15 protein-coding genes are annotated in these 23090 nt (G+C 71.9%); 6 read left to right on the top strand and 9 right to left on the bottom strand.

Annotated features, from left to right (window positions below):
• Nucleotides 1-32 precede the first annotated feature (32 nt).
• From ACFWU3_RS22935 to ACFWU3_RS22915, 5 genes are all read left to right on the top strand, one after another.
• Nucleotides 33-878 carry a Rossmann-like domain-containing protein gene (locus ACFWU3_RS22935; protein ID WP_384440564.1) on the top strand — a complete coding sequence of 282 codons (846 nt, stop codon included), beginning with the start codon at nucleotides 33-35 and terminating at the stop codon, nucleotides 876-878.
• On the top strand, nucleotides 875-2146 hold the full coding sequence (locus ACFWU3_RS22930) for an MFS transporter (RefSeq protein ID WP_384440561.1): 1272 nt from the start codon (nucleotides 875-877) through the stop codon (nucleotides 2144-2146). Before ACFWU3_RS22935 ends, ACFWU3_RS22930 begins: the two co-directional genes overlap by 4 nt.
• Before the next feature lie 215 nt (nucleotides 2147-2361).
• Nucleotides 2362-3381 (top strand): FecCD family ABC transporter permease, encoded by a 1020-nt coding sequence (locus tag ACFWU3_RS22925; RefSeq protein WP_384440762.1) that lies wholly within the window; start codon nucleotides 2362-2364, stop codon nucleotides 3379-3381.
• 1 nt (nucleotide 3382) lies between these two features.
• Nucleotides 3383-4168 (top strand): ABC transporter ATP-binding protein, encoded by a 786-nt coding sequence (locus ACFWU3_RS22920; RefSeq protein WP_384440558.1) that lies wholly within the window; start codon nucleotides 3383-3385, stop codon nucleotides 4166-4168.
• 16 nt (nucleotides 4169-4184) lie between these two features.
• Entirely contained in the window at nucleotides 4185-5195 is a 1011-nt protein-coding gene (locus tag ACFWU3_RS22915) for an ABC transporter substrate-binding protein (RefSeq protein WP_384440555.1), read from the top strand.
• Between the two features lie 51 nt (nucleotides 5196-5246).
• On the opposite strand, the gene ACFWU3_RS22910 is transcribed toward ACFWU3_RS22915, so the two are convergent.
• Genes ACFWU3_RS22910 through ACFWU3_RS22900 form a run of 3 tightly spaced genes read right to left on the bottom strand, consistent with a single transcriptional unit; the run spans nucleotide 5247 to nucleotide 8964 of the window.
• Nucleotides 5247-7460, bottom strand: coding sequence for a xanthine dehydrogenase family protein molybdopterin-binding subunit (locus tag ACFWU3_RS22910; protein ID WP_384440552.1), 2214 nt, complete (start codon nucleotides 7458-7460; stop codon nucleotides 5247-5249).
• Complete coding sequence (locus tag ACFWU3_RS22905) at nucleotides 7457-8446, bottom strand: FAD binding domain-containing protein (RefSeq protein ID WP_384440549.1); 990 nt, start codon at nucleotides 8444-8446, stop codon at nucleotides 7457-7459. Before ACFWU3_RS22905 ends, ACFWU3_RS22910 begins: the two co-directional genes overlap by 4 nt.
• A 2-nt stretch (nucleotides 8447-8448) precedes the next feature.
• On the bottom strand, nucleotides 8449-8964 hold the full coding sequence (locus ACFWU3_RS22900; protein WP_384440546.1) for a (2Fe-2S)-binding protein: 516 nt from the start codon (nucleotides 8962-8964) through the stop codon (nucleotides 8449-8451).
• Nucleotides 8965-9325: 361 nt separating this feature from the next.
• Here ACFWU3_RS22900 and ACFWU3_RS22895 point away from each other — a divergent pair, with 361 nt between their 5' ends.
• Nucleotides 9326-9769 (top strand): hypothetical protein, encoded by a 444-nt coding sequence (locus tag ACFWU3_RS22895; protein ID WP_384440543.1) that lies wholly within the window; start codon nucleotides 9326-9328, stop codon nucleotides 9767-9769.
• 99 nt (nucleotides 9770-9868) lie between these two features.
• Here the strand turns inward: ACFWU3_RS22895 and ACFWU3_RS22890 are convergent, their stop codons facing one another.
• The 6 genes from ACFWU3_RS22890 to ACFWU3_RS22865 all read right to left on the bottom strand — a co-directional run bounded on the left by ACFWU3_RS22890 (nucleotide 9869) and on the right by ACFWU3_RS22865 (nucleotide 22632).
• On the bottom strand, nucleotides 9869-12733 hold the full coding sequence (locus ACFWU3_RS22890) for a condensation domain-containing protein (protein ID WP_384440540.1): 2865 nt from the start codon (nucleotides 12731-12733) through the stop codon (nucleotides 9869-9871).
• Nucleotides 12723-14537, bottom strand: a complete 1815-nt coding sequence (locus tag ACFWU3_RS22885) for an amino acid adenylation domain-containing protein (protein ID WP_384440537.1) — start codon at nucleotides 14535-14537, stop codon at nucleotides 12723-12725. The genes ACFWU3_RS22890 and ACFWU3_RS22885 overlap by 11 nt, the downstream gene beginning before the upstream one ends.
• 61 nt (nucleotides 14538-14598) lie before the next feature.
• Nucleotides 14599-16512, bottom strand: coding sequence for a non-ribosomal peptide synthetase (locus ACFWU3_RS22880; protein WP_384440534.1), 1914 nt, complete (start codon nucleotides 16510-16512; stop codon nucleotides 14599-14601).
• Nucleotides 16512-19709 (bottom strand): amino acid adenylation domain-containing protein, encoded by a 3198-nt coding sequence (locus ACFWU3_RS22875; protein WP_384440531.1) that lies wholly within the window; start codon nucleotides 19707-19709, stop codon nucleotides 16512-16514. The genes ACFWU3_RS22880 and ACFWU3_RS22875 overlap by 1 nt, the downstream gene beginning before the upstream one ends.
• A 185-nt stretch (nucleotides 19710-19894) precedes the next feature.
• Nucleotides 19895-21214 (bottom strand): non-ribosomal peptide synthetase, encoded by a 1320-nt coding sequence (locus ACFWU3_RS22870; RefSeq protein WP_384440528.1) that lies wholly within the window; start codon nucleotides 21212-21214, stop codon nucleotides 19895-19897.
• Nucleotides 21215-21315: 101 nt separating this feature from the next.
• Nucleotides 21316-22632 (bottom strand): MFS transporter, encoded by a 1317-nt coding sequence (locus ACFWU3_RS22865; RefSeq protein ID WP_384440525.1) that lies wholly within the window; start codon nucleotides 22630-22632, stop codon nucleotides 21316-21318.
• Nucleotides 22633-23090: the final 458 nt, after the last annotated feature.

Here is a 23090-nt window from a genome sequence, read left to right as displayed (position 1 = left end):
CAGCACGTACAACCCCGACGAGAGAATTCGAGATGCCACACCCCATCCCGCGGACGGTCGCGGAACTGACCGACGCCGTACGGTCGGGCGCCCACGGTCCCCACCCCAGGAATCTGACCGTCACCAGCGCCTTCTGGCTCTACCACACCACCCGGCTCGCCGGGGGTGAGGTCACCTACCACAACCACTACCTCGTGCTCCGGGTCGGGCACACTTTCGGCGCCTGCTCCTTCGAAGCCGGTGAACTCGCCCCCGACCTCTGCGAGAACGCCTCCGGCCACACCCTCGACACGCTGCTGCGCCACGAGTCGGCCCCGGTCCGCGTCGCCGCACTCGACGCCTACCTCTCTCACGTGCGGCCGCACCGCGATGCGGCAGACGCCGAACCGGTCGCCCTGCCCGCCGGGACGCCGGAGGCCCGTGCCCGGGCCCGCGACGCCTCCATCGCCGGTCTTCTCGACATCGAGCCGGGCGCGAAGGTGGCCCTCATCGGTGTGGTCAATCCGCTCGTCGCGGCGATACGCGACCGTGGAGGTGTCTGCCTGCCCTGCGACCTCAATCTGCGCACCACCCAGTGGGGCGACCGGGTCGGCGACGACATGACCGAGGTGCTGGGCGAAGCGGACGCCGTAGTGGCGACCGGTATGACCCTGAGCAACGGCACGTTCGACCTGATCCTGGAGCACTGCCGGGAGCAGGGCGTCCCCCTGGTCGTCTACGCGCAGACGGGCAGTGCCGTCGCCCGTGCGTTCCTGTCCGGCGGAGTGACCGCCCTGAACGCCGAGCCCTTCCCCTTCTCGCAGTTCAGCGCCGATCCGACGCTCATGTACCGCTACCGCGCGGGCAATCCGGTGCTCACGGGGGGAGACGGCTCGTGACCACCGACGCCAAGGGGTTCGCGACGGCCCGCGACGCGGAGGAGGAACCGCTGCCGGGCGACCTGAGGATGGCCCGTGCCCTGTGGCCCGTGCTGCTCGCCTCGGCCGTCGGTCTGCTGCCGTTCACCGTTTTCAGCACCTATCTGGTGCCGATCGCGGACGAGGCGGGGAGCAGCGTCGCGGCGATGGGTGGGCTGCGCGGACTCGGCGGCCTGGCAGCCCTGTTGGTCGGCACCGCGCTCGCCCCCTTCATCGACCGGGTACGCAAGGAGTGGGCGGCCGCGGGCGGACTCGTCGCTCTCGGCGCTTCGTCGGCACTCGGCGCGAGCGGGGAATTCGCGTTGCTGGCCGTGTTCTGTCTGCTGGTCGGCGCGAGTACGTCCGTACTGAACCCGGCGCTCACCGCGGCGGCCGCCGACCGTTTCGGCACGGGCAAGGCCGCCGGGCGGGCGGCGACCCTGGTCACGGCGGTGCAGTCGATGACCGCCATGCTCGCTGCGCCGGTCGTGGCGCTGCCCGCCCTTCTCTGGGGCTGGGAGGGAGACCTCCTCGCCGTGACCGCGGCCTCGGTGCTCCTCACCCTCGTCTTCCTCGCACGGTCCGATCCGAAGAGGGCGGAGGAGAGCGGGGATGAGCAACGCCTGAGCTATCTCGCCTCGTTCAAGGCCCTCGCAGCGGTTCGCGGAGCGGTCCCTCTGCTCCTCATCTCCCTGCTCCGCACCGCGGTCTTCATGGGCTACCTCGCCTATCTGGCGGCCTTCTACGACGACCGATTCCGGCTGGAGCCCGGCCTGTTCGCGTTCGTCTGGACACTGAGCGGCGCGTCGTACTTCGTGAGCAACCTCCTCACCGGTCGGATCACGAACTCCGCCGAACCCCGGATCAGTACCGAACGCCTGCTGGCCATCGGTCTCGTCGGTGCGCTGGTGTCGGTGGTCGGCTTCTACTTCACCCACTGGCTGCCGCTCTCCCTCACGCTCACCTCGCTCCACGCGGCGAGCCATGCCGTCGTGGCCGCGTGCGCCGTCAGCCTCCTGGTACGGCGCTGCGGCCCGCTGCGCGGCTCCGCCCTGAGCGTCAACGCCGCCGGTCAGAGCCTCGGGGTCTTCGTCGGCGCGGCCCTGGGCGGCGCCGGTCTCGGCCTGGCGGGCTACCCCGGTATCGCCGCCGCCTTCGGCGCGCTCGTCGTCGCGGCGCTCGGCGCGGCCGTCGTGGTGTCCCGCCGAGGCGCCGAGGAACGGGCGCCGGAGGCGGCCGACACCGCGTAGCCGACGAGCCCCGGCCTCGTACCGCCCGGCCGTCGTCACCGACCACGGACCCTCCCCGAACACGTCTCCTCCTACCGAAAGTGAAGGCCGGCTCCATGCCTCCGCCCGCGATCACCTCACCATCGGCCGGCACCGGTGAAACGGGATCAGCCGACATCCCACCCTCCGCGTCCGCGACGGGGTTCAAGGGCCGACTCGACTCGTCCCACGGTCTGTTGGCGGCCTGCTTCATCCTGCTCGCCGTCCTCCTCGTCTCCGTCGTCGTGGCCGTCGGTCTGGGATCCGCGGTGATCACGCCGGGGGAGACGGCCCGGTATCTGTGGGCGGCTCTCAGCGGCGGACGCATCACGGCGGACGAGGTGACGACGTATCAGATCATCTGGCAGATCCGTACACCGCGGGTGCTGACCGCCGCCCTGGTGGGCGCGGGGCTGAGTGGCGTCGGCGTCGCCATCCAGGCACTGGTGCGCAACGCCCTGGCAGACCCCTTCGTCCTCGGCGTCTCCTCGGGGGCGTCCGTCGGCGCCGTCGGCGTGACGGTCACCGGTGGCCTTGCGGCGCTCGGTGTCTACGCGGTGTCCGCCGGCGCCTTCATCGGCGCTCTGGTGGCGTCGGTCCTGGTCCACGCGGCCGCATCCAGCCGGGGCACGCTCTCGCCGCTGCGCCTGGTCCTGACCGGAGTGGCCATGTCGCTCGGCTTCCAGGCGGTGATGAGCGTGATCATCTACGTCGCCCCGGACAGCGAGGCGACCAGCATGATCCTCCACTGGACGATGGGCAGCTTCGGTTCCGCGAGCTGGGGCTCGCTGCCCGTCGTCTGCGTCGCCGTCCTGCTGGGCCTGACCGTGCTGCACCGTCACGGCCGGGCGCTGGACGTCCTCGCCCTCGGGGACGAGACGGCCGCGAGCCTCGGGATCAGCCCCGACCGGCATCGCAAGGGCCTGCTCGTGATCGTCTCGCTCGTGACGGGGGTGATGGTCGCCGTCAGCGGTGCCATCGCCTTCGTCGGACTGGTCATGCCGCATGTGGTGCGCATGGTCGTCGGGGCCGTCCACGCCCGGGTGCTCGTCGTCGCCCCTCTGGCGGGGGCGATCTTCATGGTGTGGGTCGACCTGGCGTCGCGGACGCTCGTCGCCCCCCGTGAGCTGCCGTTGGGCGTCATCACCGCACTGGTCGGAGTGCCGGTGTTCATCGTGCTCATGCGTCGCAAGAGCTATCTGTTCGGGGGCCGTTGAGATGGATCTGACACTCGACGGACTCTCCGTGGTGACCGACGGGCGGAGCCTGGTGCGCGACCTCTCGCTGCGGGTGGACAGTGGCCGGGTCGTGGGCCTCGTCGGCCCGAACGGCAGCGGCAAGTCCACCGCGCTGCGCTGTGTGTACCGGGCGCTTCGCCCCAGCTCCGGCACGGTGCGGGTGGGCGACGACGATCTCTCCCGTCTCGCGATGCGCCGCAGTGCGCAGACCGTCGCCGCCATGACCCAGGACGGCGCCGTCGACCTCGACTTCACGGTCGGGGAGCTCGTCGCCCTGGGGCGCACGCCCCACCTCCAGGGCAATCAGGCACTCGGCCGACGGGAACGGGAGCTGTGCGAGCGGGTGATGGACCGGCTCGACATCCGGCACCTCGCCCAGCGGGCAGTGCTCACGCTTTCGGGTGGCGAGCGTCAGCGCGTCCTGCTGGCCCGTGCCCTCGTCCAGGAGCCGAAGATCCTCGTACTGGACGAGCCGACCAACCATCTCGACATACGCCACCAGGTCGAGCTGCTCTCGCTCCTGCGCGGCTCAGGACTCACCGTCCTCGTCGTCCTGCACGACCTCAACCTGGCCGCGGCGGCCTGCGATCGCATCGGCGTCCTCTCCGACGGCCGCCTGGTGACGGCGGGTTCACCGGTCGATGTCCTCACCCCGGAACTCGTGGACGAGGTGTTCGGCGTCGAAGCCGGTGTCGTCCCCCACCCGGTCACAGGCGCTCCCCAACTGCTGTATTCGCTCCACTCCTCCTCCAACTCCTTCTTGTGAAAGGCATATCCACCTGATGCGTAGAAAACGATCGTGCGGCGCGGTGTCCCGTGGCACCGCCCTCGGATCCGCGTTCGCTGCCGTCCTGCTGCTCAGCGGCTGCGGAGCCGACGTCGGCACGCACGCCGAGGCGTCCGGGAAGGTCACCGTGAAGCGCTGCGGCGAGCCGGTCGCGTACACCACCCCGCAGCGCGCCGTCGCCTACGAGGGCGGCAGCGCCGACAAGCTGTTCAGCCTCGGCCTGACCGAGCATGTGCACGGCTATGTGATGCCTCCGGCGAACCCGCCGGTGAGCGAGTCCCCCTGGGCGTCCGAGTACGCCGAGGTGAAGATGCTCAGCGACGACCTCCTCAACAAGGAACTGGTGGTGGAGGCCAAGTCCGACTTCGTCGTGGCGGGCTGGAACTCCGGCTTCAAGGACGAGCGGGGCATCACCCCCGAGATCCTGGACAAGCTCGGGATCCAGAGCTTCATGCACACCGAGAGCTGCTTCAACTACCCCGAGTACCCCGAGAAGGTCACCCCGTTCGAGGGGCTCTACACCGACCTCGACCGACTGGGCCGGATCTTCCGGGTCGAGGACAGGGCGGACCAGGTCGTCGCCGGCCTGAAACGCCGCGTCGACGCGGTCGCGGCACAGGCGCCCCAGGGCGCCCCGGTGCCGGTCTTCCTCTACGACTCGGGCACCGACCAGCCCTTCACCGCGGGCAACCAGGTCCCGCCCAACGACATCATCAGGACAGCGGGCGGCAGGAACATCTTCGACGGGCTCGACCAGCGCTGGACCCAGGTGAACTGGGAGGCGGTCGCCGAGGCCGAACCCGAGGTCATCATGATTCTCGACTACGGTGACCAGCCCGCCCAGAAGAAGATCGACTTTCTGAGGAAGTCCCCGCACACGAGGGAGCTGCCCGCGGTCAGGAAGAACAACTTCTTCGTCCTCGACTACAACGAGGGCATCAGCGGGCCGAGGAACATCGACGGCCTGGAGAAGTTCTCGAAGTACGTCCGCACACTCGGCAGTTGATTCCACCTCGGCGGCCGGCCCCGGCGGCCGGTCGCCCGATCGGTGAAGCCGTCAGAGGAGCTGGTCGATGGTGAAGGGGAGGGACCGCAGACGGCGGCCGGTGGCGTGATGGATCGCGTTGCCGATGGCTGCCGCCACGCCGACCAGCCCGATCTCCCCGACACCCTTGGTGCCGACCTCCGTTGCGGGGTCGGGAGGGCCGCAGAAGACGACCTCCATGTCGGGAACATCGGCGTTGACGGGCATCAGGTAGTCGCCGAACGTGGGGTTGGCGATACGGCCGGTGCCCCGGTCGGTCTCGGTCGCCTCGAACATGGCCTGGCTGATGCCGCCGACGGTGCCGCCGACGATCTGACTGGTGGCCGTCTTCTTGTTGAGGATGCGCCCGCCGTCGATGGCGGAGACCACCCGCTTGACGCGGAGCAGGCCGAGCTCGGGGTCGATGCGGATCTCGACGAACTTGGCTCCGAAGGCGCCGGAGGGTGCCATGCCGATCTGCTTCCCGTCGGGCGGGGTGCTGCGACCGTCGGCGCTGACCTCCTCCAGACCGTGGCGGGCGAGGATGTCGGTGCAGGGCTCGCCCTGGTCCGGAGCGCTGATGCGGTGGAGACGTCCGCCGGAGAGCATGACGTCGTCCGGTGAGGCACCGCGCAACGGTGACGTGTCGTCGTCGCGCACGATGTCGAGCAGTTCGTGGACGAGGTGGTCGCACGCGGTGTGGATCGCGTTGGCCAGTGCTCCGGTCAGGCCGGAGCCGCCGGCCTGGGGCGAGTAGGGCATGTCGGAGTCGCCGAGGTCGAAGCGGACCCTGCTGATCTCCAGCCCCAGGATTTCGGCCGCGAACTGCGTCATCACCGTGTACGTGCCGGTGCCGATGTCGGTGGCGGCACTGCGTACGTAAGCCGAGCCGTCACGCCGCAGGGACACCCGCGCCTGGCAGGGAGCCTGGTAGAAGGGGTAGGACACACCGGCCATGCCGTACCCGACGAGCCATCGGCCGTCGCGCATGGAGCCGATGTCGGGCGTGCGGCGCGACCAGCCGAACCGCTCCGCACCCTGGGTGTAGCAGTCGCGGAGGGCCTTGCTCGACCAGGGCAGACCGAGTACCGGATGGTCTTCGGCATAGTTGCGCAGACGGAGTTCCAGCGGATCCATGCCGATGGCGTGGGCCGCCTCGTCGATGGCGGACTCCAGGGCGAAGTTGCCCTGGCCTTCGGCGGGAGCGCGCATGGACCCGGGGCAGGGGATGTTCAGACGGGCCTGCCGGTCGCGCGTCATGACGTTGGGGCACGCGTAGGACACAGCCGAGCAGCCGGAGACCGGCTCGAAGTCGTCGTCCTCCATCGCCACCGAGGAGATCGCGTGGTGCTCGATGGCGACGAGGTCCCCGGCTCTCGTGACCCCGATCCTGATCTGCTGGACGCTGTCGGGACGGTGCCCGACCGAGGTGAACATCTGCGGTCGCGTCAGTACCAGTTTCACGGGGTGCTTGACCTCGCGGGCGGCCAGCGCGGTCAGGATGACGTGGGACCACACCCGCAGCCCGGCGCCGAAGCCGCCGCCGACGAACGGAGCGAGCACCCGGATACCGCTCTCGGGTACGCCGAAGACCGCGGCGAGTGTCGTGCGTACGTTGTGCGGCCACTGCGTGGAGTCGTGCACGGTGACCGAGTCGCCGTGCCACGAGGCGATGGTGCTCATCAGGCCGAGCGGGTTGTTGGTGTTGTCGGGCGTCGTGTAGCGCCCTTCGACCACGGCGTCCGCCTCGGCGAACCCGGCGGACACGTCTCCCCGGTCCGCGTCCATACCCCAGGGGTTGCTCAGGACCTGCGCGTTCGGATTCTCCATGTCGAGCAACGCCTCGGCCGGCTCGTATTCCACGCGTACCAGGGACGCGGCGTGCCGGGCCTGCTCGGCGCTGTCGGCCACCACGATCGCGATGTGCTGGCCGTAGTGGAGAATCCGGTCGTCCTGCATGGGTGCCGGCGGCGACGGCCCGAGCAGGGTCATCGGTCCGCGAGGCAGCTGCGGAGCGGTCAGATGGGTGATGACCGTCAGGACGCCGGGCGCGGACTGCGCGTCGGAGGCGTCGATACTGCGGATGCGTCCCGCGGCGATCGTGCTCCCCACCAGGGCTGCGTGCACCATGCCCGGATAGCTGAAGTCGTTGGGGTAATGGGCGGCGCCGGTGACCTTCAGCGGCGCGTCGACACGGTCCACCCCCTCACCGACGACGGTGCGACCGGGCGATTCGAGGGTGGTCATGACGGGGCTCCCGCAACGGTCTCGAGCGTGCGTACCAGGGTGCGCTTGGCCAGATCCACCTTGAACGCGGTGCCCGGCAGCGTCTGCGCGCCCTCCAGGGCCGCCTCCGCGGCCAGGCGGAAGCGTTCGTCGCTCGCCGGTGCTCCTCGCAGCATGTCCTCGGCGCCCCAGGCCCGCCACGGGACCGTGCCGACGCCGCCGAGACCGATCCGCGCGTCGCGGATGGTGTCGCCCTCGAACCGCAGGGCAACGCCGGCCGAGGTCAGGGCGAACTCGTAGGACACCCGGTCGCGGACCTTCAGGTAGTGGGACCGGGTTCCCTCCGGCAGGAGCGGAATCTCGACCTCGGTGATCAGCTCACCGTGGTTCAGCACGTTCTCGATGTGCGGTGTCGTGCCGGGTTCCCGGTAGAACTGCGTCAGCGGGACCGACCGGGGACCGTCCTGGCCCTGGACATGGACGAGGACGTCCAGCGCCACGAAGGGGATCGCGACGTCCGAGGCGTGCAGCGCGATGCACTGATCGCTCGTGCCCAGGATGGCGTGCATGCGCTGGAAGCCCGAGATCGCGGCGCAGCCGGACCCGGGCTCGCGCTTGTTGCAGGCCCCCACGGTGGGGTCCCTGAAGTAGCGGCACCGGGCACGCTGGAGCAGGTTTCCGCCGATGGTGGCCATGTTCCGCAGCTGCGTGGAGGCTCCGAGCAGGAGCGCCTCACGCACGAACGGAAGCCGCTCGCGCAGTACGGCATCCGCTGCGAGTTCCTCCATCGTCGTCAGCGCGCCGACGTGCACCGACGAATCGGCGTGCATGATCCCCTTCAGCGGCAGCCGCGTGATGTCGACCAGCCGATCGGGATCCAGGACACCGTCCTTCATCAGATCCAGCTGGGTCGTGCCTCCGGCCAGGAATGACGTTTTCGGGTCGGCCGTCACGGCCGCGACTGCTTGCGCGGTCTCAGCGGGCCGGACGTATTCGAAGGGACGCATCGTCATCCCTCCGTCACGACGTCGCGTATCGCGGCACGGATATTCGGATAGGCACCGCAGCGGCAGATGTTCCCGCTCATGAATTCGCTGATGTCCTCGTCCGTCCCGGCCCGGCCCTCGGCCTCCAGGCACACGGCGGACATGATCTGCCCAGGCGTGCAGTAGCCGCACTGAAACGCGTCGCGACGTGCGAAAGCGGCCTGCATCGGGTGCGGCTCACCGTTGTCGGACAGGCCCTCCACGGTGGTGATCTCGCGGCCTTCGTACTGGGCGGCCAACGCGAGGCACGCGACGATGCGTTTCCCGTCGGCCAGCACGGTACAGGCGCCACAAGCGCCCTGGTCACAGCCCTTTTTCGCCCCGGTCAGCACCAAGTGATCACGCAATGCGTCGAGGAGGGTCACGCGTGAATCGAGCCGCAGGCGATACGCATCGCCGTTGACGATCAGGGTGACCTCTACGGTGGGAATCTCCGGTGTGGCCTCGCTGGGGCGCGCTTGAGTGTCGACGTGCTTCATAACGCCTCAATTCGATGTGAACCTGCCCGGGGCGATGAAGTGGGCACGCTTCGCCATCCGGCGCAGTATCCGAAAAATTCTAGGTCCGGATCGGAGTGCGCGCATTTTCTGGCGGTGGGGTCCGGGCCAGGGCTTCGCCGACCCGCTGCGCGGGGTCCGCGTGCGTCCGTGATGTCCCGGACGGGCGGACGACCACGCCACGCCGGCTGCCCCTCGGCTATGTCCGTGGTGGAGCGGCCATGCCACTGCACCATGCCTCTACACCACCGGACGGGACACCGTCCGACATATCCAGCAACCACTGTGCGATGCCCCGAGCCCTGGCCAGAGTGGACGGGTGTGGACAACGCTTGCGCCGCTCATGGGCGTCGTACTCGGCGGGCTGACCTCGTTCGCGGCCCAGTTCTGGCAAGGACGCGCGTCGGAGCGCGTGGAAACGCGACGCGGCGATCGTGAACGCGCCGAGGGGCGCCGCGCCGAAGCCCTCAGCCACCTCATCGCCTTCCTGGTCGCGGTGCAGGAGGCCGAACGGGTGGCGGTGGACCGGTACCACGACAACCTGACCGACGAACAGTGGCAGGCGCGGGCCAAACAGGCCGTCGACAGGTTGTGGGTGGCCCAGAAGACGATTCACCTGTTGTGCCCGTCCGAGCTCAACGAGGCGGCACGGCGGGTCGCGTTCGCGGTTCAGAACGTGATCCGAGACGGCCCGCGCGACCCGGGAGCACCCCAGGACGAGAAGGTCTGGGCATGCATCAGCCCGAGCCGGCGGGCGTTTCTCGACGCGGCGGCCGAGTACCTGTGACGGAGTGGCGTGGGCGCCGGCGTCGGCACACCTCTGCGAGCGCGTGCAGACACGGTGAAAGGGGCGCCTGCCCCCCCGGCAGGCGCCCCCGTTCTCACCTCAGCGTCCCGCCCGCACCTGGCCATCGATCATCGCCGCCAGCACCGACTGCCAGTCCTCGCCCGGGCGTTCGGCAAGGGACGTGGCCAGCCGGTCGGACCGGTAGTGCCAGCGGTGGTCGAGGTCCGGGTGCACCCGGTCGACGAGGCTGATCTCGCTGTCGGTCCCGAGCAGCCGGCCCAGCTCGGCCGCCAGGTCCGCCCACGCGACGTGGCCGCTCACGGCGTTCGCCGTGCCGTGGACCGGTGTGTCCAGGCAGGCGGTCACGGCGCGGGCCAGCGCGGACGCGTGGACCCAGGGCGCGCCGTACCAGTCGTGGCCCTCGGCGCCGGGGCCGGGGACCTGGATCGGGTCCCCGGCCAGAGCCGCCTGGTAGAGCATTCCGGTGGCTCCCCAGCGCAGTTGGTCCCGCAGGCGGTCGTGCGGACCCCACACGATCGGCGAGCGGACCACGCTCGCGCCGCCGCGGCCCTCGGTGCCGGCGGCGCGCAACAACAGCTGTTCGCAGTCGAGTTTGGCCTGGCCGTACGCGCTCAGCGGTTGCCGCGAGGCCGCGTCCTCGACCACCTGCCGGTCCGTGGGCTTCCCGTAGGCGTCCACACTGCTGACGAACACGAACGGTCCGCGGCTCCAGGCCTCGACCATCGCCTTCATCGCGGCCATGTCCACCTCGGGGCGGGTGAAGGTGCACGCGGCGTGGATCACCGCGTCCGCGCTCTCCACCGCGGCGCGCAGGCCGTCCAGGTCGCCGAGGTCGCCCTCGATGACCTCGACACCGTCGCCGGCGACCAGGTGGGCGGACTCGGGTCGGGCCAGGGCGAGCACGGGCCGTCCCCGCGCGGCCAGTTCACGCAGGACGAAGGCGCCGACGCCGCCGGTGCCACCCGTCACGAGCACCGTGCCCTCCCGGACCCGCCGCCTGCCGGCCGCCGGTGCGGCGGTGGCGACGACGGCCGCCCGCTCGAGCTCCCGCTCGTCCAGCAGCGCGGCCAGCGCCCGGGGAGTCCGGCACTGCATCACATCGAGACCGGTCACCGGCAGTTTCAGCCCGGTGCGCAGTCGTTCGGCCAGTTGCACCGCGACCAGTGAGTGACCGCCGAGGACGAAGAAGTCGTCGTCCGGTGCCGGCACGCGGCCCAGCAGTTCGGCGAAGGCCTCCGTCACCGCGTGCGCACGGGGCCCCTGCGGGACGGGTGCCGCGACCGCGCCGGGAAGGCGTGACGTGTCCAGCGAGCCGTCGGCGGTCCGCGGCATGGTGTTCAGCAGCGTCACCGCGGCAGGAACGCTGTCCCGCGGCAGGGCCGCCCGGAGGTCCGAGCGCAGCTCCGCGGGGGACGGGCCACCCGTCTTCCGCAGCACCGCGTACGCGATCAGCGGACCGTTGGCCGTTACGGGTACGACGGCGTCGGCGATCCGGGAGTCCGCCCGCAGCAGCGCCTCGGCCGGATGGCAGTCGTCCGTCACGATCGCCCGAGGTCCATCGCCGAGCCGCGACAGCGTCAGAGCAGGATCGGCCGCGACCGCCGACAGCAAGGCTCCGAAGTCGTCCGCCAGCCGGTCTCCCGCGTCGGAGTCCAGCGCCGACTGTCCGAACTGGACGATGCAGGCAGGGGAGTCGGAGTCCACGAGCCCGAACGACAGGTCGAACTTGGCCTCGTCGAGCCCGATGTCGACCGGCTCGGCGACCGTCCCCGGCAGCCGGAGCGCGGTGGGTTCCCGCAGCACGTCGGCGGACACCCGTACCAGTGCCGTACCGTCAGCGCCCCGCGCACCGGCACCGAGCCGCTCCAGGATCAGGTCGAACGGCACGTCCCGGTGCTGCTGGGCCTCCAGCAGCGCGTCGCGTACGCGCTCGACGAGTGTGCCGAAGTCCGGGTCGCCGGACAGGTTCACCCGGATCGGAAGGGTGTTGACGCACAGCCCGACGAGGTTGCGCATGGCAGCTCCCTCGCGGTGGGTGCCGGCGCAGCCGATGACCAGGTCGTCCTCGCCGGTCAGCCGGTGCAGCGCCGCGAAGGAGGCGGCGAGGGAGACGGTGAACAGGGTCGCCCGGTGCTGCCGGCCGATCTCGCGCAGGGCCGGCAGGACCTGGGCGTCCAACGGCGTGGTCCGGGCGACGGCGGCCCGCCCGCCCGGGGTGTGCGCGGGCCGGGGCAGCCGTACGGGAGTCGCGCCGGCGAGGCGGCGCACCCAGTGGTCGAGGCCCTCGCCGAGACGCTTCGCCGCCGCGTGTTCCCGGCGGGCGAAGTCCGCGTACTGCGGCGGCTCGGGCTGCGTGTGCGGGCGTTCGTCCACGGCCGCGGCGTACAGCTGGGACAACTCGTCGGCCACCGTCTCCAGCGACCCGCCGTCGATGGCGATGTGATGGAACGTCAGCAGCACGGTGTGGTCCAGCGGACCGTGCCGCACCACCAGGGCGCGCGGCAGCGGTCCGGCGGACAGGTCGAACGGACGACGAGCTTCCTCGGTGAGGACACACATGCCGTCGTCGTCGCTCTCCACCACGACGACATCCATCGCGTCGGGTGCGGCGAGCACCTCCTGGTACGCCTCGTCGCCGCGCTGCCCGTAGCGGGTGCGCAGGATGTGGTGACGGCGGACGAGCCCGGTGAGCGCGGCGGTCAGCGCGTCGATGTCGAGCGGCCCGCGCAGCCGGGTGGCGAACGGCACGCTGTACAGCGAACCGCCCTGGCCGAGACGGTCCATCAGCCACATGCGCCGCTGGGCGTGCGAGAGCGGCGCGGGCGACGTCTCGTGGACCGCGGCGGGCGCGGGAGCGGCCGGGCGGCTGCCGGCGCGGGCACGTGCCCTGCGCAGCAGTTCCTCCTGGAGCGCGGCGGAACTCGGGGTCATGTCAGTGGCCATGGGTGTCGTCCTCGGACGCGTCGGGGTGGAGGTCGCTGTGGTCGGCCAGCAGCGCGCGTTCCACCAGCGCCGCGTGTCCGGCCACCGTGGGCGCGGCGAAGAAGTCGGGCAGGGACAGCTTGACCCCGAGCTCCTCGCGCAGATCGTCGGTGACGACGAGGGCGAGCAGTGAGTGCCCGCCGAGGGCGAGGAAGTCGGCGTCCGGCCGGTTCACCTCGCAGCCCAGGCTGCGGCTCCACACCTCGGCGACCGCCTGCTGCAACGGGCTCAGCGGCTCGATGGCGCCGCCGTCGGCGGGAGCGCTGTGCAGTGCGGTGAGCGCGCGGCGGTCCACCTTGCCGGAGACGGTCAGCGGAAGCCGCTCCACGAAGCTCAGTTCGTCGGGGACCAGATGGGCGGGCAGCCGCTCGGCGAGCCGGGTCCTGAGCGTCTCGGCTCCGGGCACGGGGCCGGGTGCGGCGACCACGAAGGCGGCGAGACGGGCGTCGTCCTCGGCCGCCCGGCGCACGGTCACCGCGGCGTCGTCCACCTCCGGCTGCTCGCGCAGGATGTGCTCGATCTCGCCGGGCTCGATCCGGAATCCGCGGACCTTGACCTGGTCGTCGGCGCGGCCGTGGAAGTCCAGCAGTCCGTCGGGACGGGCCGAGACCACATCGCCGGTGCGGTAGAGGCGGCCCAGGGACGCATGGTCCACGAATCGCTCCGCCGTCAGCTCGGGGCGGCCGGCGTAGCCGCTCGCCAACCGGCTGCCACCGATCCACAGTTCACCGTGCTCGCCGGGCGCGACCGGCTGTCCGTCCGCGTCCAGGACGTGGGTGACGGCACCCGCGATCGGGCGGCCGATGGGCACCGGACCGTTGCAGTCCGCGTCCGTCACCCGGTGGGCCGTCGCGAACGTCGTGGTCTCGGTCGGGCCGTAACCGTTGACCAACTCCAGCCAGGGGAAGGCACGCAGAACCGCGCGGGCGTGCTGGGACGCCATCGCCTCGCCGCCCACCACGACCGTACGGAGCAGTGAGAACAGGCGCGAACGCCGCGCCGCCAGCTGGTGGAACAGCGCGGTGGTGAAGAACGCCACGCTCACGCCGTGCCGTTCCACCTGCTGGGCCAGATCCTCGAAGGAGGGCCGCTCGGCGGTGCACACCACGACCGCCGCGCCGTTGGCCAGCGCCGACCACACCTCGAACGTCGAGGCGTCGAAGGTGGCGGGGGAGTGGAACAGCACCCGGTCGCGTGCCGTGACCGTCACATAGGTCGGGGCGGTGACCAGCCCCGCGATACCACCGTGGGTGACGGTGACACCCTTGGGCTGTCCGGTGGATCCGGAGGTGAACAGGACGAGCGCCGCCGCGTGCGGGGCGTGACCGGCCGGCGCCGACTCGTCGCCCGTCAGCAGCGGTTCGTCGGGCAGGGCGAGGGTGGGACCGGCCGTGTCGATCGCCTCGAGCAGCTTGCTGTCGCCGACGGTCAGGGTCACCCCGGCATCGGCGAGCATGGCGTCCGTGCGGGGGCGGGGGTGGGCCGGATCGAGCGGCACACAGGCCGCGCCCGCCCACCACAGGGCGAGTTGGGCGACGACGGTTCTGGCCGAGCGCGGCACGAGCAGGCCCACGCGGTCACCGGGTCTGACATCGTGCGCGCGCAGGTGGGCCGCCAGAGAGCGCGCCGAGGTGACCAACTGCGCATACGTCAGCGTGGTGTCGCCGTCCATCACGGCCAGGGCGTGCGGGGTCTGCTCGGCGTGCCGCGCCATGAGTGCGGGCAGACCCGCGGCGGAACCGGTGGATGCGGAGTCGGCGGACACGCGTTGTTCCTCCGGGGTGTTCGGGCCGTGGGCGTGGGCGTGAGTGAGGACGGTCGGCATCTCAGACCGCCGCCGTCGTTGCGGCGCGGCGCTTGTCCAGCACCGCGGCCACCGCTCGCAGGTCCGGCTGGCGCAGCAGTTCCGGGGCGCGCAGACGGACGCCGGTCTCCTTCTCGATCGCGGCCAGCAGCCGGGACGCGACGAGGGATGTGCCGCCGGCCGAGCCGAAGTCATCGCCGAGACCGGCGCCGGGGGAGTCCAGCAGATCGCGGACCAGACGCAGGACGAGACGCTCGCTGTCCGTCGTGCCGTCGTCCGAACCGGCGTCGTCCGAGGGCCCGGCCGGACGGGCGGACTCGGCGGCCGTACGCAGCAGCGCGGGCCGGTCCACCTTGCCGTTGGCGTCGAGGGGGAAGGCGTCCACGATGCGCACGGCCGAGGGCACGGCCTGCTCGGGCAGCCAGGCGCGCACCGCCTTCAGGAGCGCGTCCGTGTCAGGGGCGGCGTCCGTGGCGACGACGAAGGCCACCAGGCGGGCGCTCCCGTCGGCGGAGCGGGGCGCGGTGACGACCGCGCTGCGCACCGCCGGATCCTGCTCGAGCGCGGCCTCCACCTCGGCCGGCTCGATGCGCACGCCGCTGATCTTCACCTGGTCGTCGAGACGGCCCAGGAACTCCAGCGTCCCGTCGTCGAGCATGCGCACCCGGTCCCCGGTGCGGTACACGCGCTGCGTGCGTTCCGGGTCGATCCCCGCGGGCGGCGCGGCGAACCGGCGTGCCGTCAGCTCGGGGTCCAGATAGCCGAGAGCGAGGCAGTCGCCGCCGATGCACAGCTCTCCCGCCGCGCCGCGAGGCGCGATGCCGCCCTCCTCGTCGGTGACGAGCACCGTGGCGCCCGGGATCGGGGTGCCGATCGACGGCGGGGTCTCGTCCCGCACACCGTCGTCGTCCGGGCGCATGGCGTGCGTGGTGGTGACCACGGTGGCTTCGGCAGGACCGTACGCGTTGTGCACGGTCGCCGTGACGTCCGCGCCCGGGCGCCGGCGCATCCGGTCGCCGCCGACGACGAGATGACGCAGCGGCAGATCCTGCGGCCAGGGCCGGTTCAGCACCGGCTCGGCCATCGGCGTGGCCGCGACGGACACCGTCACCGCGGCGTCGCGCCACCACGAGGTGAGCTCGGCGGGGTCCCAGCGGACCGCGTCGGGCGCGGGCACCAGGGCGGCCCCGGACGTCAGTCCCGCCCACAGCTCCATGACGTGCGGGTCGAAGGCGGCGCCGATCAGCAGGGACTGCCGGTCCCCGGGGGCGAGTCCGGTCTCGGCGCGATACCAGTCCAGCAGGGCGGACAGCGCGCGCTCGGCGACGGCGACTGCCTTCGGCCGGCCGGTCGAGCCGGAGGTCAGCACGGCGTAGAAGGACTCCGGCAGGGCGGGACGGGCCCCCGCGGCGGGCGGGGCGAATGCCGCGACGGTGGTCGGTGCGGCGTTCGTTCCCTCACCCGGCAGCGGCAGAGTGATCCGCTCGGCAGCCTGGTGACGCTCCGGAAGCACGGCGGGGTCGCCGATCAGACAGGCGACCTCGACGTCCTCGGTGACCGCCTGGATCCGGCGCTCGCCGGGACGCGGTCCGAGCGGCAGATAGACAGCGCCCATCCGCGCCAGGGCGACCGCCGTGACGACCAGTCCGGCGGAGCGGTCGAGGCAGACGCCGACGAGGTCGCCGACGCGCACCCGCCCCTCCAGTGCACGCACGGTCTCGTCGGCCGCAGCGTCCAGCTCCCGGTAGGTCCAGGTACGCGACCCGTCCAGCACGGCCGGTGCCTCGGGGCTGCGGCGCACCCACTCCTCGTACCGGGAGAACACGCCGGTCGTGGCGGAGGCGGGCAGCGGGCGTCCGTGCATCACGCTCGGTGCCGCCACGGGAGCGTTCGCCAACGGGGAGGCCGTGGCGGTGTCGGTCAGCAGGTCGGTCATCAGGACTCCTTCGGTGCGGTCGCGGCGGCGGGGACGGGTACGGCCGCGGCGAGCGACCCGAGGGCGCGGGCCTGGTCGGCGAGTACGGGGTTCTGGAAGAGCAGGCGCATCGGCGGCCGTGTGCCGATCCGCGGCTCCAGCCAGGCCGCGAGCCGGGCGGCCAGCAGCGAGTGACCTCCGGCCCGGAAGAAGTGGGTGGACTCGGAGAAGCGGTCGTGGCCGAGCACCTCGCGCCAGCCCTCCGCGAGCAGCGTGAGCTGCGGATCGGTGAACGCCGCCGGCCCCATGGCCGGCTCTGCGCTCTCCGCGACCGGTGCGGTCTGCTCCAACTCGGCTGCCATACGGGTCAGTTCCCTGCGGTGCGGCTTGCCGCCCGCGAGAGTGGGCATCGTGTCCAGTCGCGCCCAGCGGCCCGGGACGAGGGCGGCGGGCAGACGCCGGCCGAGTTCGACGTGCAGGGCCTGCTCGTCCCACGGCTCGTGCGCCTCGCGGCTCTCCACGAAACCGACCAGTCGCGGTCCGCCGGAGGCCGACCGGTCCAGGACGACGGCGCAGGAGCGGCCGCCCAGTACGGCGGACGCGGCGGCCTCCACCTCCTCCAGCTCGATGCGGTAGCCGCGCAGCTTGATCTGGTGGTCACGCCGGCCGAGGAAGTGCAGCAGGCCGTCGCGGTCCCGGTAGCCGAGGTCGCCGGTGAGGTAGACCCGCTCACCGCCCAGCGCGTCGACGTGGACGAAGCGGGCGGCGGTGGCGTCCGGGTTGCCGACATAGCCTTCGGCCAGACCGGCGCCGGCGATGGCCAGTTCACCGACCGCACCGGACGGCAGGGGCCGCAGCGCCGAGTCCAGGACATGGATCCGCTCGCCGGGCAGTTCGGTGCCGAGGGGCACCTCCGCGCCGTTCACCAGCCCGTCGCGGGTGATCTCGTGCACGGTCGAGCTGATCGCGGCCTCGGTGACGCCGTAGACGTTCAGCACGGTGGCATCGGTGTCGGCCAGGAACCCGTCCAGCGCGTCCGCCGGAATGCGCTCGCCGCCGAGGACCAGCAGTCGCGGCGCCCAGCGGCGCTCGCGCAGCGCGGGCCGCAACTCCTCCCGCACGGCCAGGAAATAGCTGGTCGGCAGGTTGGCCACGGTGACGCGCGCGGTGGCGAGCAGTTCGGCGAGCTCGGTGCCGGTGGGCACCTCGCGGTCCGGCACGACGAGACAGGCGCCCGCGTACAGCGACGGCAGCACTTCCTCCAGCGCGACGTCGAACGACGGCTGGGCGAACAGCAGCGCCCGGTCCCCGACCGCCAGGCCGAACCGCTGTGCCGCGCCCGTCAGATGGTTCTCCAGGGCGGCCCGGCCCACGGCGACGGGCTTGGGTATGCCGGTCGAGCCGGAGGTGTGGATGATGTACGCCGCACCGGGGACCACCTCGGCCGGGCGCGCGGCGGGGAACGAGTCCGCGTCGATGTCCGCGGTTGGAAGGTGCGCCGGAAGGGTCACGCCCGCGTCGGCGGTGGTGAGGACCAGCGCGGGGCCCAGCCGGTCGAGCAGCAGCTCGAGCCGCGACGCCGGGTCGGACGGCGAGAGCGGGCAGTACACGGCTCCGGTCCGCAGACAGGACAGCAGCGCCACGACGGACGCGGCGCCGCGCGGCAGGACGGCGGCGACGGGCTGTCCGGCGGTCACCCCGGCGGCGCGCATACGCCGGGCGAGGGAGGAGACCTGCTCGTCGAGGTCGCCGTAGGTGAGCCGGCGCGCGCCGATCAGCAGGGCGGGAAGCGAGGGATCGTGCGCCGCGGCCGGGTCGAGCGGGTCCGCGTCATCCACCGGTCCGGGCGCCGCCACAACTTCTGGCGAAGCAGCGGGTGTTGCGGGCAGCGCGAGGTCGGCGAGGACGGTGGCGGGGGCGTCGAGGTAGGCACGCAGCAGGTCCAGGAAGCGGTCCGCGAGCAGCGTGGCGACCTCCTCGCCGAACAGATCCGCGTCGTAGTCCCAGACCAGGGTCATACCGGGCGCGCCGTGACGGAGGCTGACGCCGCGACGGTCGTCGGGGAGCAGCACCACATCGAGGTCGAAGCGGGTGGTGCCGGTGTTGAACCCTTCGAAGAGGGTGATGTCCAGACCCGGCACGTCGATCTCGGGCAGGGAGGCGTCATGGGCGCTGAACATGACACTGAACAGCGGGTTGTCGGCGCCCGAGGTGTGCATCCCGAGCGCACGGGTCAGCTCCTGGACGGGCACGTCCTGATGCGGCAGAGCACGGATCAGGGTGTCGGTCACCTCGTCCATGGTGTCCTCGGCAGGAGCCCGCGGATCCAGGCGGAGCCGCAGCGGGATCGTGTTGACGAACATGCCCACGGCGTCCTCGTAGCCGCGCGGGCGGTTGCCCACGGCGGTGCCGACGACCATCTGGGAGCGGCCGCTGTGGCGGCGCAGAAGCTCGGCGAAGAGGCCGAGCAGGGTCGAGAACGGGGTGAGACCGCGCTCGCGGGCGTGCCCGCGCAGCCGCTGGGCGAGGTCGGCACCGATGGACTGCCTCAGCTGTCCGCCGTGGTGCCTGCGCCGCGCGCCGGGACGGGCGAGGCCCGGCAGCGGCATGTCGTGGGAGGCGTCGCGCAGTTCGTCGGCCCAGAAGGCGAGGCTCTCCTGCCGCTCCTCGGTCAGGGCGTCGTCGGTCCTGTCGCGCACATGGTCCGCGTACGACGACGCGGGAGGCAGGGCGACGGACTCACCGAGGACACGGGCACGGTAGACCGTGAACACGTCGGCCAGCAGGATCGCGAACGAGTGCCCGTCGTGGATCAGATGGTGCTCGACGTGGATGAGCCGGTGCTGGTCGTCGGCGAGGCGGACCAGCGTCCAGCGCAGCAGCGGAGCCTCGTAGGTGTCGAGCGGGGTCTCCGCCTCGGTGCGCAGCAGCTCGAGGAACGCGGCCTCGGGGTCCGCCTCACCGGTCAGATCCACGGTGTGCAGACGAGGCGCGCAGATGTCGGCCACCTGCTGGCCGGGCATCGCGCCGGGCACGGCGACGAGTTCCAGACGGAGTCCGGGGTGACGCTCGAGGGCCGCGGCGAGTCCGTGGCGCAGGGCGTCGGTGTCCAGAGCCCCCCACAGGTCGAGTGAGGCCGTGAAGTTGTAGGCGCGGCTGCCGGGCTGCACTTGTTCGTGCAGCCAGACGATCTCCTGCGAGGAGGAGAGGGGAAGCATGGGCGATCCCTGAGGTTGTCGGGTCGGGTGATACGGATGCGGGCCGGGAACGGTTGCGCTCCCCGCCCGTGGTCGCCGGCCGGTCCGCGGATCGCGCGGACCGGCCGTGCCGGGCTGTGATGTTCTGCTGTGGTCTTGTGCCTGGGGGCTGCCGCCGGCCGTACGTCCAGGGCCGGGCGGGTGGTTCAGTGGGCGGGGTCCGCCGATGCCGGTGCGGGCAACGCCCGGCAGAAGGCGGCGAACCCGTCCTCGGCCGCCGCGCCGTCGAGCACCGATCGGTCCCACACCATGCGGATGTGCAGCTCCGGCCCCTGGGTGAGCGACACGGCGAACGGCGCGCGCACCGGGCGTCCGTCGACGTGGACCTCGCGGCCGGGCACCCCGCCGAGAGTCAGCGGAGGACGCCGCCGGGCATCGTCCACGGTCAGCAGGCCGTCCAGCCGTCCGGTCCACCGGGCACCCGCCGACCGGGCGGCGTGCACCACCTCGTCGAACGGGGTGTCCGCCCGGTCCAGGTCGTCCCACCACGCGGTGGCTGTCGCCTCCGAGCCGCCGTCCTCCGGGAGTTGTGGCGCGTCGTGGGTACGGGCGGGGAAGACGACGGTGTTGAGGAAGCAGCCCAGAACCTGCGCCGCGGCTGCCGGACGCCCACCCCACGGGTACCCGACCGGCGGCACATGGCCGGGTCCGTACAGGACGCGGGCCGTCGCTCGGCAGGCGTCGAGCAGCGCGGGGAACGGCACGCCGCCCGCCGGGGCGCTCCGCCGCAACTCGGCGGAGCCGGACGGCAGTACGCCGGGGGCCGGATCCCGCGGACGGGGCAGAGGCGCACGTTCGTGGACCGCGCGCAGCCGGTCGCCCCAGTACTCCAATGCGGCCGGTGAACCGCCGCGCTGCTCGGCGTCGAGCTGGAGCTGGACCGCTTCGCGGTACGCGGCCAGTTCCGCCTCGCCGTCGGCCGGTGCGAGGTCGGCCGGTCCCCGTCCGTCGCGGTAGGCGTCCCCCAGTTCGTCGACGACGCGCGCCAGCGACTGACCGTCGCAGGCGATGTGGTCGAGCACGATCCCGAGGACCTCCTCGTCCGCCTGCTCGTCATCGGTCAGATACAGCCGCATCGGAGATCCCTCCGCGCTCCACGCGGACACCGCCCGGCGCAGGGCGTCGGCGGAGCTCTCACCCGGCGCGGGCCGTACGCGCTCCACGGGGACGTCCGCCGCTTCGAGTCGCAGCGCCGGGGTGCCACGGATCACCTCGGGGCGGGCACGCAGCACCGGATGACGGGCCGCCAGATGGTCCGCCGCCGCCTTCAGCCGCACCGGGTCCACGGTGCCGCGCGGAAAGGCGAAGAACATCGGGACGGTGTCCGGCCGTCCGGCGGGGTCCATGGCCCGCACCAGGACGAAGCGCCGCTGCGCCCCGGTGACGGGCAGCAGCCCGGCCCCCGTGTCGGCGTCGGCGATGCGTCGGAAGCGGGCCAGGTACTGGCCGGTGATGCTGGTGTGCACGTGATCCTCTCGGGCGTGGGCGCGCGCGACCCACCCGATGTCGCTCGGGTGGGACGGCGGCGAGAAGCGGTGGGCGCGGCGAATGCCGAACGGAGCGTGGGTCAGGCGACGGTGACGGGTTCGGCACCACTGCCGTGGCCGCTTGCGTCCGGGCCGTCCACGTCGTCGGGCGGGGCCGGCAGATCGCGCATGCGGCGCAGGGGGGAGCAGAGCAGCGGAATCGGTACGAGGAGGAATCCGAGGGCGCAGACCCACAGCGCGGCACGGGCGCCGAACGAGCCCGCGAGGGCACCGCCCACCACGGCGCCGAGCGGGAGGGTGCCCCACACGAGGAAGCGCAGAGTGGCGTTCATGCGGCCGAGCAGCCGGGGCGGGCAGAGCGTCTGCCGGAAGCTGACCTGGGCCACGTTGTAGACGACCGCGCCGAAGGAGACGACACCCGAGCCGACGGCGAACAGGGCCGCGGCGGCACCGTGGCCGGACAGCGGCCACAGCAGTGCGAACGGGCCGGTCACCAGCGCGGAGAGCCAGATGATGCGTGCCTGGCCCAGGCGGCCGGCGAGCGTGCCGGCGGTGAGCGCGCCGAGGAGTCCGCCCGCGGCGGATGCGGAGAGCATCAGCCCGACGGAGGCGGGCTGGAGGCCCACCACCCGTACCAGGAATACGGTCTGAGTGGCCATCAGCATCGCGGTGAAGAAATTGCCGAGGCCGGTGGTCGCGGCGATGACCCGCAACAGCGGGTGGCCGAGGACGAACCGCAGGCCCTCCCCGATGTCCGATCGAAGAGAGGCTCCCGGCACGGGTTCGGGCCGCGGCTCGGGCGGCCGCTTCATGGCCATCAGGAAGAGTGCGGACACGGCGTAGCCGATCGCGTCGGCCACGATCGCCAGGTGCGCGCCCACCAGCTGGACGAGCCCACCACCGAGCCCCGGCCCCGCGACCTGGGCCGACGAACGGACCGTCTCCAGGGCTCCGTTGCCCGCCATCAGCTGCTCCTTGGGGAGCAGTTGGGGCAGATAGCTCTGGTGCGCCACGTCGAAGAACACCGTCGCCGCTCCGGTGACCAGCGCCACGACGTACAGCTGAGCCATCGTCAGGACGTCGGCCACGCCCGCCAGCGGCACACTGGCCATGGCGACGGCACGCACGACGTCGGCCCGGATCATCAGCGGCAGTTTGCGCATCCGGTCGACCCAGGCGCCCGCGGGCAGCCCGATCAACAGAAACGCGGCCGTCTCGGCCGCGGTGAGCAGACCCACCTCGAACGCCGGTGCCTTCAGCACGAGAACGGCCACCAACGGCAGCGCGACCAGGGTGACTTGAGCGCCGACCTGTCCGGCGGCCGCGCCGGCGAGCAGGAGACGGAAATCGCGCATGCGCAGCAGACCGCTGGAAGCGACGGGGGGTGAGGGGGCCATGCGACAGACCATCACCGCCAGGCCGATCACCCGTCAAAACGGAAACGTCACTTTCGGTCGATTCTTTGTCACTTCCTCCACCAGAACGGCAAATTCTTCGCCAGATGAGGGGAACGCCCGGATGAATGCATCACATGGGGTGCCTGGGCGGGACGATCGGTGCCCGGAACGTATGGCCGATCCCGGGTGGATCCGGCCCAGGGCACGACGAATCGCACCTCTGACCGAAAATAGCCGTCTGCTCACACTCGGTGTTCGAAAGCGGGGTGACAGGCGCTATAGGCGTGACGGTCGTGCACGGTGCCACGCCGAACGGGCTCGGGGGGCCGGTCGGCTGACCGGCGCGGCGTTCGCAACTCGTCAGGCGCCCGGCCGGACACCCCCTCCGGGCGGAACTTCGGCCGATGGCCTGCGTGCGGTCGAGAAGTGGCAGTCAGTGCGGCCGTGACGCACCGCAG

The organism is Streptomyces sp. NPDC058685 (assembly GCF_042714725.1).
Lineage (GTDB): Bacteria > Actinomycetota > Actinomycetes > Streptomycetales > Streptomycetaceae > Streptomyces.
Note: the sequence above shows the minus strand (reverse complement) of the source record. Positions and strands in the feature narration are given on the sequence as shown.

What these genes read in the sequence shown, in the direction of transcription:
- ACFWU3_RS22900 (WP_384440546.1), bottom strand. Translation starts at nt 8,964, where the DNA reads ATGAAGCACGTCGACACTCAAGCGCGCCCCAGCGAGGCCACACCGGAG.
- ACFWU3_RS22935 (WP_384440564.1), top strand. Translation starts at nt 33, where the DNA reads ATGCCACACCCCATCCCGCGGACGGTCGCGGAACTGACCGACGCCGTA.
- ACFWU3_RS22875 (WP_384440531.1), bottom strand. Translation starts at nt 19,709, where the DNA reads ATGCTTCCCCTCTCCTCCTCGCAGGAGATCGTCTGGCTGCACGAACAA.
- ACFWU3_RS22915 (WP_384440555.1), top strand. Translation starts at nt 4,185, where the DNA reads ATGCGTAGAAAACGATCGTGCGGCGCGGTGTCCCGTGGCACCGCCCTC.
- ACFWU3_RS22895 (WP_384440543.1), top strand. Translation starts at nt 9,326, where the DNA reads ATGGGCGTCGTACTCGGCGGGCTGACCTCGTTCGCGGCCCAGTTCTGG.
- ACFWU3_RS22865 (WP_384440525.1), bottom strand. Translation starts at nt 22,632, where the DNA reads ATGGCCCCCTCACCCCCCGTCGCTTCCAGCGGTCTGCTGCGCATGCGC.
- ACFWU3_RS22880 (WP_384440534.1), bottom strand. Translation starts at nt 16,512, where the DNA reads ATGACCGACCTGCTGACCGACACCGCCACGGCCTCCCCGTTGGCGAAC.
- ACFWU3_RS22910 (WP_384440552.1), bottom strand. Translation starts at nt 7,460, where the DNA reads ATGACCACCCTCGAATCGCCCGGTCGCACCGTCGTCGGTGAGGGGGTG.
- ACFWU3_RS22890 (WP_384440540.1), bottom strand. Translation starts at nt 12,733, where the DNA reads ATGGCCACTGACATGACCCCGAGTTCCGCCGCGCTCCAGGAGGAACTG.
- ACFWU3_RS22905 (WP_384440549.1), bottom strand. Translation starts at nt 8,446, where the DNA reads ATGCGTCCCTTCGAATACGTCCGGCCCGCTGAGACCGCGCAAGCAGTC.
- ACFWU3_RS22920 (WP_384440558.1), top strand. Translation starts at nt 3,383, where the DNA reads ATGGATCTGACACTCGACGGACTCTCCGTGGTGACCGACGGGCGGAGC.